The sequence below is a fragment of the Kitasatospora sp. CB01950 genome (assembly GCF_001905465.1).
Classification (GTDB): domain Bacteria; phylum Actinomycetota; class Actinomycetes; order Streptomycetales; family Streptomycetaceae; genus Kitasatospora.
In genome coordinates, this window is the sequence record NZ_LISX01000002.1 from 260,574 (window position 1) to 273,759 (window position 13,186).

Consider the following 13,186-nt stretch of genomic DNA (forward strand, 5'->3'; position numbering starts at 1 on the left):
GGGCGTCACCACTCGGCGACCTGGTAGTCCTTCAGGAAGACGCCGGCGAAGGGCTCGCCCGCTTCGCCGCGGACGATCGGGTCGTAGATGCGGGCCGCGCCGTCGACGATGTCGAGCGGGGTGTGGAAGCCGGCATCGGCCATCCGGGACTTCTTCGGGGCCGGGTTCTCGTCGGTGATCCAGCCGGTGTCGACCGCGCACATGTGGATGCCGCGCGCGGCGAGTTCGGCGGCGCTGGTGCGGGTGAGCATGTTGAGAGCGGCCTTGGCCATGTTGGTGTGCGGGTGGCCGGGCATCTTGTTGCGGACCGCGAACCGGCCTTCCACCGCCGTCACGTTGACGATGTAGCGCGACGGGTGCGGGGACACCTCCAGCAGCGGCAGCAGCCGGTCGCAGAGCAGCGCCGGGGCGAGTGCGTTGACGAGCTGGGTCTCCAGCACCTCGGCCGGGTCGAGTCCGCCGAGCGTCGCCGACCAGGAGTTCCTCGGCGCACGGTCGGGCAGCAGGCCGGCCTCGTCCACTCGGGCGCGCGAGCGCGGCACTGTCAACGCGGGCTGGGGCGTGGCGGGTTCGGGGGTCTGCGCGGGGGTCTGCGCGGGGGTCTGCGCGGGGGTCTGCGCGGGGGTCTGCGCAGCGGGTGCGGGGGTCTGCGCAGCGGGTGCGGGGGTCTGCGCAGCGGGTGCGGGGGCGGGGCCGGCGGGTTCGGGGGCGGGCGCAGTGAGTTCGGCGGCGGGCCAGGCGGGTGCGAGGGCGGGCATCGGGCGGAAGCCGGGCGCGTGGGCGACCTGTGCGGGGACGGGCCCGTGCTCGCCGGCGGCGAGCAGCGCGTAGGCCTCGGGCGAGCGGCGGACGGTCTGCGCCGCGTTGTTCACCAGGATGTCCAACGGCCTTCCCTCGGCGAGCAGTTGCTCGCACAGGCCGAGGACCTGCCGGGGGTCGCGCAGGTCGATGCCGACGATCCGAAGCCGCTCCAGCCAGCGGGCGCTGCCCTCGGCGGCCGCGAAGCGGCGCAGGGTGTCGTACGGGAAGCGGCTGGTGACGGTCAGTTCGGCGCCGTCGCGGAGCATCATCAGCGCCAGCTGGAAGCCGATCTTGACGCGGGCGCCGGTGAGCAGGACGCGCCGGCCGGTCAGGTCGGTGCTGAGGGCGCGCCGGGTGGTGTGGTCGGCGGCGCAGTCCGGGCAGAGGCGGTGGTAGAAGCCGTCGAGTTGCCGGTAGCTGCGCTTGCAGACGTAGCAGCGGCGGCCGCGCCGGAGTTCGCCGATCGGGACGTGCCCGGGCGTGCTGGGCAGCGGGGCGTCCTCGCGCCGTGCGATGTCGCCGGTGGCGGTGGCCGCGGTCAGTTCCGCGTCGGCGAGGGTGGCGTCGGTGCGGCGTTCGCGGCGACGCTGCTGTCGACCGTCGCGGACGAAGGACTCGGCGACGCGTTCCGCGCGCAGCCGCAGCGGGTGGTCGGCGGGGAGGGTGCGCAGGTGCCCGACGGTGCGGTCGAAGGCGGCGAGCTCGGCCTCGGTGGGTGCCTGGGACCGGTGCGGCTCGGGCGCGCTCATCGAGGGTCCTCCGGGGTGGCGTCGCGTCGGCCGGTGTGGTGCTGGGCCGGGCCTCCCGGGGGCCGGATTCGAACCGGCGTGACCCGCTCTGCGAAAGCGATGCGTCTGCCTCTGCGCTACGCCCGGGAGGTGGGAGGGATGCTACCGGTACGCACCGGGTCGTTGGCAAGCGTTTTCCGACTCGCCCGGGCGGGTGCCCCCGGGGACGGCGGGAAAGCGGTTTCCGGCTGGTCCGGACACCTGCCTCCGGGGCGGCGGGAAAGCGGTTTCCGGCTGCTCTGCCGACAGCTCCGCGAGGGCGCGCGGAAAGCGGTTTCCGGCTCGCCCAGACACCCGCCCCCGGAGCAGCGGAAAGCGCTTTCCCCCTGCTCCGCCGACAACTCGGCGGGGGTGCGCGGAAAGCGGCTTCCCGGCGCTCCGGACACTCACCCTCCCGGACGGCGAGAAAGCGCTTTCCCTCCACTCGTCGGGGCAGCTGCCTCCGGCAACGGGAAATCGCTTTCCGGTTGCTCTGCCGACGGCTCGGCGGGGCGTGTGGAAAGCGGTTTCCCGTTGAGGGTGGGGCGGGTTGCTCAGCCCTGGCGGAGGTCCGGGAAGTCGCTGTCCCAGTACTCGTTCGGGTTGCGGTTCTCGGTGCGGTCGGCCTCGTGGTTGCGGAGTTCGACGCGGCGGATCTTGCCGGAGATGGTCTTCGGCAGGTCGGCGAATTCGAGGCGGCGGATGCGCTTGTAGGCGCTGAGCTTCTCGCGGGTGAACGCGAGGATGTCGCGGGCGAGCTCGGGTCCGGGGGTGCGGCCCTCGACCAGTACCACGTACGCCTTGGGGACAGCCAGGCGCAGCGGGTCGGGCGAGGGGACGACGGCGGCCTCGGCGACGGCGGGGTGTTCGATCAGGACGCTCTCCAGCTCGAACGGGGAGATCCGGTAGTCGCTGGCCTTGAAGACGTCGTCGGCGCGGCCGACGTAGGTGATCCAGCCGTCGGCGTCCCGGGCGGCGACGTCGCCGGTGTGGTAGTGGCCGTCGCGCATGGCGTCGGCGGTGCGCTCGGCGTCGCCGCGGTAACCGCGCATCAGGCCGAGCGGGCGGCGGGCCAGGTCGAGGCTCAACTCGCCTTCACCGACGGGCTTTCCGTCCGGGTCGAGGAGGGCGACGTGGTAGCCGGGCAGCGGTCGTCCCATTGAGCCGAGCTTGACGGGCTGGCCGGGGCTGTTGCCGATCTGGCAGGTGGTCTCGGTCTGGCCGAAGCCGTCGCGGATGGTCAATCCCCAGGCGGTGCGGACCTGTTCGATCACCTCGGGGTTCAACGGTTCGCCGGCGCCGACGAGTTCGCGCAGGTCGGTGCGGTGGGCGCCGAGGTCGGCCTGGATCAGCATCCGCCAGACGGTGGGCGGCGCGCACATGGTGGTGACCTTGCAGCGGGCGATCACCTCCAGCAACTGCTGGGCGTCGAACCGGCCGTAGTTGAAGACCAGGACGGTCGCCTCGGCGTTCCACGGCGCGAACAGGTTGCTCCAGGCGTGCTTGGCCCAGCCCGGCGAGGAGATGTTGAGGTGGACGTCGCCGGGGCGCAGCCCGATCCAGTACATGGTGGACAGGTGACCGACCGGGTACGAGGCGTGGGTGTGCTCGACCAGCTTCGGCTTGGAGGTGGTGCCGGAGGTGAAGTACAGCAGCAGCGGGTCGTCGGCGAGGGTGGGGCCGTCGGGGGTGAACTCCTCGGCGGCGGCGTCGACCTGCGCGTAGTCGTGCCAGCCGGCGGGGACCGCGGTGCTGTCGTCGGGGACCGCGGTGCTGTCGTCGGGGGCCGTGTTGCTGTCGCCGGGCACCGTGTTGCTGTCATCGGCAGCGCGGACGGCGATCCGCAGCGGGGCGCCGGGGAGGTCGGCGAAGCGGTCGGCGACCTCGGCGGCGGCGATCACGGCGCGGACCTCGCCGCGGTCGAGGCGGTCGGCAAGGTCCTCGGTGGACAGCAGCAGGGTGGCGGGGATCAGCACCACGCCGAGCTTGATCGCGCCGAGCATCACCTCCCACAGTTCGCCGACGTTGCCGAGCATCACCAGCACCCGGTCGCCACGTCCGAGGCCGAGCGCGCGCAGGTGGTTAGCGACCTGGTCGGAGCGGCGGGCGAGCTGGTCGAAGGTGTGGACGCGCTCGCTGCCGTCCGCCTCGACCACCCACAGCGCGGGCCGGTCGTTGCCGCGCGCCATCGGGTCGAAGTGGTCGAGCGCCCAGTTGAACTCGCCCAACTCCGGCCATTCGAACGTGCGGTACGCGGTGTCGTAGTCGGTGGCGTGCTGCCAGAGCACCTCACGGGCGGCCCGGAAGTTGGCCACCGAAGCGGCCCGGTCGAGCCGTGCCCCGGCCTGCCCGGCGTCCGAGCCGGTGCCCGATCCGGAGCCCGAGTCGCTGCCCGGCCCGAACGGTGGCTGCTCGTTGTTGCGGACGTTCTCGGCTGAGCCCATGGCCTGACCCCTCTTAGTTCAGTTACCGTCGCACCCAATATTTCCGCCGGCGTGCGTCTGCGGTCCCCCCACCTGGAGAGGAGAGTTCGCTCGAATGGCGGATGGCTCCACTGGTCGTACCGTACGGGTCCTGGTGGTCGACGACCATCCGGTCGTGTGCGACGGCGTGTCCGCGCTGATTCGGCGGGCCGAGGACGTGTCCGTGGTCGGGTCGGCCCGGACGGCCCGCGAGGGCGTGTCGCTGGCCGGGACGCTGCGGCCGGACGTCGTGCTGCTCGACCTGCGGCTGCCGGACCTGCCGGGCTCGCAGACGGTGCCGCTGCTGCGGGCGGCCGCGCCGGACGCGCGGGTGGTGCTGTTCACCGCGTTCGAGGACCGGAATGCGCTTTCCGCTGCGCTCGCGGCCGGTGCCCACGGCTGCCTGCTGAAGGACGTCACCGACACCGACCTGGTCGCCCAGCTGCGGCTGGCCGCCGCAGGTCAGCAGGTGCTGGACCCACGACTGAGCGGCTCGGCCCCCGCCCAGTTGCAGGCCCGGCTGTTCCGGCTGTCACTGAGCCGACGCGAGTACGACGTGATCCGGTCGGCCGCGACCGGCCGCACCAACCCGGAGATCGCCGAGGAGCTCGGCCTGACCCGGAACACCGTCAAGACGTACCTCCAGACGGCGATGCAGAAGCTCGGAGCCCGCAACCGGGTCGAGGCGATCCGCCGGGCGCAGCAGGAGCAGCTGCTCTGACGCGACTGCCCGCGTCCGGGCGGTCAGAACGTCAGGGCGTCAGGGCTTCAGCACGCCAGGGCGCCTGGGTGTCAGGACGTGGCCGGGAGCGGGAGCGGGAGTTCGCCGCGCAGGGTGGTGCCGTCCTCGTCGCTGTGCAGGTGGAGGCTGCCGCCGAGGCGTTCGTAGCAGGCGCGGAGGGCGGGCAGGCCCGCGCCGGTGGCGGGGGTGTGGGCCGCGCGGTCCGTGGCGGGTGCGGAAAGCGGTTTCCCGTTGGGTGTGGAAAGCGGTTTCCCGTTGCTTTCGGGGCCCGGCCCGTCGTCGATGACGGCGAGGTCGAGGCGGTGCCGATCGTGGGTGAGGGTGACGGCGACAGAGTCGGCCCGGGCGTGTTTCTCGACGTTCAGCAGGCCCTCGGCGACGGTGCGGCGCAGCAGGGCGGCGCGTTCGGCGTCCAGGCGCGGGGCGGTTCCGATGGGCACGAAGGTGGCGGGGGTGCCGGTGCGCTGTTCGAAGGTGCGGAGGGTTTCGGCGAGGTCGGCGACGAGGTGGTCGCCGGGGCCTGCGCCACCGGGGTGGGCGGGCCGGTCGCGGTGCAGGCGGGCAACGGCGGCGCGCAGGGTGGCGGCGGCGTCGCCGAGTTCGCGTTCGAGGCGGTGCAGGCGGGCGGCGAGTTCGGGGTGTTGGGCGGTGTCGGCGCGCAGGTCGCGGACGGAGCTGCCGAGGCCGAAGAGCATGGCGCCGACGCCGTCGTGGAGTTCGGCGGCGATCCGGCGGCGTTCGCCGGTGACGGCGGCGTCGGCGAGGGTGGCGGCTCCGTCGGCGACGTCCACGGCGAGGGTGGCGAGGTGGGCGAGTCGGGTGAGTCCGTCGATGGCGGTGTCGCCGATCTGTCCGCTGCCGCGGATGGCTCCGTAGAGGACGCCGCGGGCGGGGCCGGTGCCGATGGGCAGGCCGACCATGCCGGTGACGGCTTCGCTGCCGACCTGCTGGTCGAAGTCGTGGGTGATGCGGCTCGAGCGGTAGTAGTCGCGGACGACGACAGCGCTGCCGAGGGCCACCACCCGGCCGCCGAGGCCGAGCCCGAGCGGTATCCGCAGGTCGTGCAGGGTGGTGTGGAGCGTCCCGGACCAGACGCGCAGCACCAGGTCCCGGCCCTCGACCAGCCCGCCGAGGCCGAGTTCGAAGCCGTGCTCGGCGCGGGCACGTTCCGCGACGGCCCGGAGGGTGCGCCGGCTGTCGAGCAGCGCGATGCGGCGGGTCCGTTCGTGCTCGATCCGGTCCAGTTCGGCGAGCGCGGCCAGCACCTCGGCCTCGTGTTCGCTTCTGCCACCGCCGCCGTTCATGCGCGGCAGCGTACCGGTCCAGACACTCAGCTGACCGACGATCACACCGCCGCCGGGACAAGGCCTTGCAGTCCCGACCGTCCCTGAGCAGTCGGGTGTGCACGCGGCGCTGCGATGAGCCGCACGTCCGTTCGTCGAGCGCCCGGAACAGGCGGGCGGGCCGCCGGGGCGCGGCCGGTGGTGCCGGACCTCGCGAGCGCCGAAGAGGAGCAGTTCGCGGAGGTGAGGTGCCCAGGAAGGCCAAGCCGGCGGATCACGATGCCGTCCTGACTTTGGCAGATGCGGCCGAACTCCCAGGTGCCCGGCACTTCGTGGTGCTCTCCGCGAGAGACGCGGCCCCACCATGGACCCCCCTGACGGCCCGCTGGTAGAGACCCTCCTCCGCGCCCGGGGCCGGGCCGACGGGAATCTGCCAGCGCGGGCCACCCCGGGCTCCACGGTGGTGCGGTCGACCCGGTTCCGCGACGGTCCGTGCACCGGCCAGGTCCGCCCCCGACCGCACCGGGCCCGGCGAGATCGACCGCTTCGTTGCCGCGCCCGTCCTGGCGGCGCTCGCCGACACCCTCGCCACCGGCCCGCAGACGCTGGAACCGACCTCCGACACTGCCCCCGGCGCCGCTCCCGTCGCCGAGGCCGCCGCCCTCCGACTCCCCCACCGACGCCGAACACACGTTCGACCTCGACGGCACTCGGCGTGGCGGTTTGAGGCGTCTGCGACACGGGGCGATGCTGAAGGCATGGCCTGGGGGTTGCTGCACCGAAGGGGAATGTGCGGACATGGCGACACGGGTACCGGGCCGTGCGGCGACTGCGACGGTGGACGGCGACGGCGCGATCACGGGATGGTCGGCGGCCGCCGAGCGCATGTCGGGGTTCCCGGCCGACCGGATGCTGGGGCGTTCGGCGTTCGACCTGCTGGCAGGCGACCCGCCGATCGCCTTGCTGCGTGCGGTGGTTGAGGGCGAGCCGTTCACCGGCATGGTCCGGCTGATCCGTTCGGAGCGCGGCCCGGTGGCGGTGGAGCTGGCGATCGTCCCGGTGCGGACGGCGGGCAGCGATCCGACCTGGGTGGTGTCCGCGCAGCCGTTGCAGCCGCTGGGGGCCGATCCGCCGCCGGCGATCGCCGAGGCCTCCGGCCGGAAGGCCCGCCCGGAGGATCGGGCCCGGCGCCGGTTGGCGATGCTCGGCGCGGCCGGCCTGCGGATCGGCTCCACTCTCGAAGTGCAGCGCACCGCCCAGGAGTTGGCGGACGTCGGTACGGAGGACTTCGCGGATTTCGTCGGCGTGGACCTGCTGGATCCGGTGTTCGGCGGCGGTCCGCCGTCCAACGCGGGACTGGTGTTCTACCGGGTGGCGCAGCAGTCGGTGCTGCCGGGTTGCCCGGAGTCCGCGGTGGCGACGGGGGCGCGCGACGTGATTCTGCCGGAGTCGCCGATGGCGCAGGTGCTGTCCTCGGGTCGGCCGGTGCGGACGGACATCCGCGATCCGCGGCTGCGCGGCTGGATCGAGCGGGAGCCGCGGCGGCAGAAGGCGGCGGCGGAGTTCGGCATCCATTCCTCGCTGCTGGTGCCGTTGACGGCACGCGGGGTGACGCTGGGGGTGGCGATCTTCCTGCGGCACCGTTCGCCGGAGGCGTTCGACGACGACGATCTGGTGCTGGCCACGGAGCTGACGGCGCGGGCGGCGCTGTCGGTGGACAACGCCCGCCAGTACACCCAGCAGCGCGACACCGCGCTCGCTCTGCAGCGTTCGCTGCTGCCGGCCCGGACGCCCCGGCAGGCGGCGGTGGAGGTGGCGTTCCGCTACCTGCCGGTGAATGGCCGGGACGGGGTGGGCGGCGACTGGTTCGACGTGATCGCGCTGTCGGGTGCCCGGGTGGCGCTGGTGGTGGGCGACGTGGTGGGTCACGGGGTGCCCGCGTCGGCGGCGATGGGCCGGCTGCGGATGGCGGTGCGGACGCTGGCCGACATCGACATGCCGCCGGACGAACTCCTCACCCATCTGGACGACTTGGTGCTGCGGGTGGATCTGGAGGAGCTGCCGGACGCCACGGCGACCTGGGCGGGCGGCAGCGTCGGGGCGACCTGCCTGTACGCGGTGTACGACCCGGTCGCGCGGACCTGCACGATGGCCCGGGCCGGTCACCCGGGCCCGGTGCTGGTCGGCCCGGACCGCTCGGTGACCTTCCCGGAGCTGCCGCCGGGCCCGCCCCTCGGTCTCGGCGGACTCCCGTTCGAGGCCAGGGAGTTGGCGGTCCCGGAGGGCGGTGTGCTGGCGCTGTACACGGACGGTCTGCTGCGGGCCTCGGAGTTGCGCGGCGACCCTGCGCTGGGCCTGGACCGGCTGCGTTCGGCGCTCGCCGACCCGGCGGATTCGCTGGAGGAGCTCTGCGACCGGGTGCTGTCCACGATGCTGGGCCCGGACGCGCCCAGCGACGACGTGGCGCTGCTGCTGGCCCGCACCCGGGCGCTGCACGAACTGGACGTAGCCGATTGGGAGTTGCGCCGCGACCCGTCGGAGGTGGCGCGGGCCCGCAAGGTGACGGCGACGACGCTCGCCGCGTGGGGCGTCGAAGAGGCCGCGTTCGTCACCGAGTTGGTGGTCAGCGAGCTGGTCACCAACGCCGTCCGCTACGGCCTGCCGCCGATCGGACTGCGGTTGATCCGGGACGGCGACACGCTCATCTGCGAGGTGTCGGACGGCAGCAGCACGGCCCCGCACCTGCGCCGGGCGCGTACCTTCGACGAGGGCGGCCGGGGCCTGCTGCTGGTGGCGCAGCTGTGCCGGAACTGGGGCACCCGGCACACGCCGCGCGGCAAGACCATCTGGGCGGAGCAACAACTGTGAGGCGGCAACGCCCTGTTGGTCAGTTCTTCAGAGCTTCCTGGACAGCGTCGCGCAGGCGGCCGCCACGCCGGGCGAGCAGCGCAGCGGCAGTGGCGGCGTCGATGTCGGCGAGGAGCAGCAGGACGGCGTCCTTGACCTTGCCATCGGTGGCGTCGAGTGCGGCGGCGACGGCGTGCGGTTCGGCGTCGGTGGCGAGGGCGACGATGCGGCGGCTGCGGTCGCGGAGTTTCTCGTTGGTCGCGCGGAGGTCGACCATCAGGTTCCCGTAGGTCTTGCCGAGCCGGATCATGGTGATCGTCGAGATCATGTTGAGCACCAGCTTCTGCGCCGTCCCGGCCTTCAACCTCGTGGAGCCGGCGAGGAGTTCGGGTCCGGTGACGATCTCGATGCCGTGGTCGGCGGCGGTCGCGAGCGGGGAGTCGCGGTTGCCGGACAGGCCGACGGTGAGTGCGCCGAGGGCGCGGGCGTGTTCGACGGCGGCGACGGCGTAGGGGGTGCGGCCGGAGGCGGAGATGCCGACCACGGTGTCGGCGGCGGTGAGTTGGAGGGCGTCGAGGTCGGCGACGGCGGCGGCGCGGTCGTCCTCGGCGTTCTCGACGGCGGCGGTGAAGGCCTCGGGTCCGCCGGCGATCAGCCCGACGATCAGGCCGGGCCCGGTGTTGAAGGTGGGCGGGCATTCGGCGGCGTCGAGGACGCCGAGTCGGCCGGCGGTTCCGGCGCCGGCGTGGATCAACCGGCCGCCGCGGCCCATCCGTTCGGCGATCGCGTCGACGGCGGCGGTGATCGCGGGCAGTGTGGCGGCGACGGCGTCCGGGACGGTGCGGTCCTCGGCGTTCATCAGCCGGGCGATCTCCAGCGTGGGCAGCAGGTCGATGTCCGCGTGCTCGGGGCGCCGGGCCTCGGTGGCCAGGTCGGCGACGAGGGAGACGGGCAGGTCACTGGGCTGCGGGGTGCCGTTCACAGTTCCCGAGCCTAGCCGGTCGCCGGTGCGCGTTCGGCTCCAACTGGGCCGTGCCGCCGAAGGTTTGCCGGTCCGATCCGGTCCGAACCCTGGCGCTTGCCGCCGGGTCTGTCACACTCCCCGCATGGACGTTCGGGGGGATGGGTCCGCTGCCGTCGCCACGCCCGGCGGCGGACTGGCGCGGTTCGCGTTGGCGCCGGTGCTCGCCGTCGCGGCGGGCGTCACGGTGCTCCAGGCAGCGCTGCTCGGGCGGTACGGGTTCCACCGCGACGAGCTCTACTTCCTGGCCGCCGGACACCACTTGGCCTGGGGCTATGTCGATCAGCCGCCGCTGACACCGGCGTTGGCCCGGCTGTCGACGGCGGTGTTCGGCGAGAGCCCGGCGGGGCTGCGGGTGGTCGCGGTGCTGCTGTGCGCCGCGACGATCGTCCTGGTCGCCGTGGCCGCACGGGAGTTGGGGGCGCGCCGGGGCGGTCAGACGATGGCGGCGGCGGGTGCGGCGGTGTCGGCGATGGTGCTGGCGCTGGGGCACATGCTGTCCACGGCGAGCTTCGACCTGTTCGCGTGGACGGGCATCGGCGTGCTGGTGCTGCGGCTGCTGCGCACGGGCGAGCGCCGCTGGTGGGTGGCGATCGGCGCGGCGGTGGGCGTCGCGCTGCTGAACAAGGACCTGGTGCTGCTGTGGGCCGCCGCGCTGCTTCCGGCCGTCCGGTTCCGGGGCAACCCCCGTCTGCTGCAGGGGTGTTGGCTGCCGCTGGGCGCACTGCTGGCGGTGCTGGTGGCCGCGCCGAACCTGTACTGGCAGGCGCGGCACGGCTGGCCGCAGCTCACGGTGGCCTCGGGCATCAGCGGGCAGGACGGTCTGGCGAACCGGCTGACCTTCGTCCCGATGCAACTGCTGTACCTGTCGCCCTGGTTGGTGCCGATGTGGCTGAGCGGCCTGCGCCGTCTGCGGCGCGAGCCGGAGCTGAGCTGGGCGCGGCCGCTGGCGTACGGGTACCTCGGGCTGTGCGTGCTGGTGCTGCTGGTGGGCGGCAAGCCGTACTACGCGTTGCCGCCGCTGCTGCTGGTGCTGGCGGCGGGGTCCCAGCCGACGGTGGACCGGATGCGGCCGGTGCGGCGGAGCCGGGTGCGGATGGCGGCGGTGCTGGCGTTGGCGGCGGCGGTGAACGCGGTGATCACGCTGCCGGTGCTCCCGGCACGCCAACTCCCGGTGGTGGCCTGGGTGTACAAGGAGTCGGCGGAGCAGGTCGGCTGGCCGGAGCTGGCGGCGGCGGTGGGCGCCGGATGGGAGCTGGTCCCGCCGGAGCAGCGGGGCCGGGCCGTGGTGTTCGCCACCGACTACGGCGAGGCGGGCGCACTGGCCCGCTACGGCGGCAGGTACGGTCTGCCGACGCCGTATTCGGGCCACATGTCGTACGCCGACTGGGGTCCCCCGCCGGACTCCGCGACCGGCCCCGTGCTGCTGATCCACCCCGCGCCGCACCCGGAGGTGGAACGCGCCTTCACCGCCTGCCGCGAGGTCGCCCGGGTCGACAACGGCCACGGCCTGGCCAACGAGGAACAGCACGCCCCGGTGCTGCTGTGCGCGGGCCCGGTCGCGCCGTGGTCACAACTCTGGCCCCGGCTGCGGCACTTCTACTGAGCGGCAGGAAGCCCGGTGCCGGACAGGCCCTGGTATTCCCCGGTGACCGGCATCGACGATCTGATCCCGTTCGACCGACCGCACGACGGAGCCGCTCTGCGGGCCGTCGACGCGGACGGGCTCGCCCGATACGCGACCGATCCGGCGCACAGCTGGTTCCGCCGTCGCGCCTGCGTCGAGGCTCTTGCCGGTCGGGTTCCCGAACAGCACGTCTCCGGCCTGCTCGCCGTGATCCGCGACGGCCGGGAGACCACCGAGCTCCGGAGCGCCCTGCTCGATCTGCTCGGCGACCGCGTCGAGTTGCCGCCCTGGTTGCGGCACCCGGACCGGACCGACGGCGAGCGGTACGGCCTGCGCGAGGCCTGTCTGAAGGCGCGCGGCGTCCAAGGCGACCGCACGGCGACGGCCCGGCTCGCGGTCCTGGCCGCCGAACCGTGGCAGCGTTTCCGCCTGCTCGGCGAGGCCGGTCTGGACGCGTTGGTCGGCCGCCACGGTCTGGACAGCCTCTTCATCAGCACGCTCGGCCCCTTCGCCGGCGGCCCCGCGGACGACTCGCCGGTCCGCGCGGTCCTGGAGCAGGCGGGCTTCCGCTGGATCGACGAGGCCACCAGGGGCGTCCTGGTCACCGGCCTGTGCGTCTACTGCTTCGGCGACCGCGAGCCGTTGAAGGTCGACACCCTGTTGTTCTACTGGCAGGACCAGGCCGGCGGTTCCGTCCGCAGGACGGAGTCGGTGACGCCGCCCGGGCATTCGCGTTGCCGTTCCCAGCCCGCGAGTTGGGCGCCGGCGCGGTAGGCGGAGTTGAGGAAGTCGAGCACGGTGGCCCACGGGTCGGCGGCGGCGCGGACGTCGTCGTAGCGCAGCAGGGCGAGGTGGCTGCCGCGGCTGGAGGTCCAGGAGGCGGCGGACGGGTGGAGGGGGCGGGCGGCGAGGTCGGCGGGTTCGGGGGCGGTGTAGGAGTAGAAGGCGGGTTCGGGGACGTTGCTGTCGCCGAACCAGAAGCCGGAGCTGATGACTTCGCGGGAGTAGGCCTCGCGGGTGACGGGGTCGGCGGCGGGCTGTTCGATCTCGCGGTCGGAGAAGCGGGTGACGGCGATGTCGAAGGTGTGCCAGAAGTGGTGCACGGGGCTGGTCTTGCCGGAGTATCCGGCGGCGTACTCCTCCAGCAGCAGGGCGACCTGGCTGAGGATGTGCCAGTAGGTGGTGACGGCGGCCGGGTCGTAGCTGCGGTGTTCCTGGTCGTCGGCGAACGGGCGGTGCGCGTCGGGCAGGTCGTACGGGTGGGGGTGTTCGGGGACGATGTCGATGTCGAGGTGGATGAGGGCCCGCAGGGTGTCGCGGTAGAAGTCGCCGACGGAGCGGCCGGTGAGCGGGAAGGAGTCCTCGCGGCCTTCGAGGGTGCGGATGTACAGGCGGTGGTCGGTGAAGTCGAAGTCGATGGTGAAGGCGTCGCCGCCGCGGGTGGGTCCGGTGGGGCGGGTGGTGATGCCGCGCCCGGTGAGGTGGTAGGGGACGTTCCACCAGTGGTTGCGGCGGGGGCTGCCGGCCAGCCGGATCTTGCCGATGACCTGGGCGAATCGGTGCAGGGTCTCCTTGGTGTCCCGCCAGGACTCCAGGGGCAGGGGCGGGAACAGCTCCATGATGTGCTCCGGCTGAG

At 73.4% G+C, this 13,186-nt stretch carries 9 protein-coding genes and 1 tRNA gene; 4 read left to right on the forward strand and 6 right to left on the reverse strand.

The features are described 5' to 3' along the window. Positions 1–5 precede the first annotated feature (5 nt). The 3 genes from AMK19_RS36910 to AMK19_RS05945 form a co-directional block, all read right to left on the reverse strand. Complete coding sequence (locus tag AMK19_RS36910) at positions 6–1,550, reverse strand: SDR family NAD(P)-dependent oxidoreductase (RefSeq protein ID WP_241844265.1); 1,545 nt, start codon at positions 1,548–1,550, stop codon at positions 6–8. 53 nt (positions 1,551–1,603) lie between these two features. Then, positions 1,604–1,677: transfer RNA gene (locus AMK19_RS05940), tRNA-Ala, on the reverse strand. Positions 1,678–2,122: 445 nt separating this feature from the next. Continuing rightward, entirely contained in the window at positions 2,123–4,012 is a 1,890-nt protein-coding gene (locus AMK19_RS05945) for an AMP-binding protein (protein ID WP_083646523.1), read from the reverse strand. Between the two features lie 94 nt (positions 4,013–4,106). On the opposite strand from AMK19_RS05945, the gene AMK19_RS05950 reads away from it, so the two are divergent. Further along, positions 4,107–4,751 (forward strand): response regulator, encoded by a 645-nt coding sequence (locus AMK19_RS05950; RefSeq protein WP_073808717.1) that lies wholly within the window; start codon positions 4,107–4,109, stop codon positions 4,749–4,751. Positions 4,752–4,822: 71 nt separating this feature from the next. Here AMK19_RS05950 and AMK19_RS05955 read toward each other — a convergent pair whose 3' ends face one another. Continuing rightward, entirely contained in the window at positions 4,823–6,076 is a 1,254-nt protein-coding gene (locus AMK19_RS05955) for a GAF domain-containing sensor histidine kinase (RefSeq protein ID WP_073809539.1), read from the reverse strand. A gap of 777 nt (positions 6,077–6,853) precedes the next feature. On the opposite strand from AMK19_RS05955, the gene AMK19_RS05960 reads away from it, so the two are divergent. Next, positions 6,854–8,923, forward strand: coding sequence for an ATP-binding SpoIIE family protein phosphatase (locus AMK19_RS05960; RefSeq protein WP_073808719.1), 2,070 nt, complete (start codon positions 6,854–6,856; stop codon positions 8,921–8,923). Between the two features lie 19 nt (positions 8,924–8,942). Here the strand turns inward: AMK19_RS05960 and murQ are convergent, their stop codons facing one another. Further along, complete coding sequence (gene murQ / locus AMK19_RS05965; RefSeq protein ID WP_073808720.1) at positions 8,943–9,884, reverse strand: N-acetylmuramic acid 6-phosphate etherase; 942 nt, start codon at positions 9,882–9,884, stop codon at positions 8,943–8,945. Positions 9,885–10,008: 124 nt separating this feature from the next. Here murQ and AMK19_RS05970 point away from each other — a divergent pair, with 124 nt between their 5' ends. Continuing rightward, on the forward strand, positions 10,009–11,529 hold the full coding sequence (locus AMK19_RS05970) for an ArnT family glycosyltransferase (protein ID WP_073808722.1): 1,521 nt from the start codon (positions 10,009–10,011) through the stop codon (positions 11,527–11,529). 42 nt (positions 11,530–11,571) lie between these two features. Further along, a complete protein-coding gene (locus tag AMK19_RS05975; RefSeq protein ID WP_073808723.1) occupies positions 11,572–12,324 on the forward strand; it encodes a hypothetical protein in 753 nt (250 codons plus the stop codon). On the opposite strand, the gene AMK19_RS05980 is transcribed toward AMK19_RS05975, so the two are convergent. After that, positions 12,216–13,169 (reverse strand): DUF5996 family protein, encoded by a 954-nt coding sequence (locus tag AMK19_RS05980; protein ID WP_073808725.1) that lies wholly within the window; start codon positions 13,167–13,169, stop codon positions 12,216–12,218. The genes AMK19_RS05975 and AMK19_RS05980 overlap by 109 nt on opposite strands. Positions 13,170–13,186: the final 17 nt, after the last annotated feature.

Bases quoted from the DNA above. Each gene is read 5' to 3' on its own strand.
- AMK19_RS36910 (WP_241844265.1), bottom strand. From the start codon at position 1,550: ATGAGCGCGCCCGAGCCGCACCGGTCCCAGGCACCCACCGAGGCCGAG.
- AMK19_RS05945 (WP_083646523.1), bottom strand. From the start codon at position 4,012: ATGGGCTCAGCCGAGAACGTCCGCAACAACGAGCAGCCACCGTTCGGG.
- AMK19_RS05950 (WP_073808717.1), top strand. From the start codon at position 4,107: ATGGCGGATGGCTCCACTGGTCGTACCGTACGGGTCCTGGTGGTCGAC.
- AMK19_RS05955 (WP_073809539.1), bottom strand. From the start codon at position 6,076: ATGAACGGCGGCGGTGGCAGAAGCGAACACGAGGCCGAGGTGCTGGCC.
- AMK19_RS05960 (WP_073808719.1), top strand. From the start codon at position 6,854: ATGGCGACACGGGTACCGGGCCGTGCGGCGACTGCGACGGTGGACGGC.
- AMK19_RS05970 (WP_073808722.1), top strand. From the start codon at position 10,009: ATGGACGTTCGGGGGGATGGGTCCGCTGCCGTCGCCACGCCCGGCGGC.
- AMK19_RS05980 (WP_073808725.1), bottom strand. From the start codon at position 13,169: ATGGAGCTGTTCCCGCCCCTGCCCCTGGAGTCCTGGCGGGACACCAAG.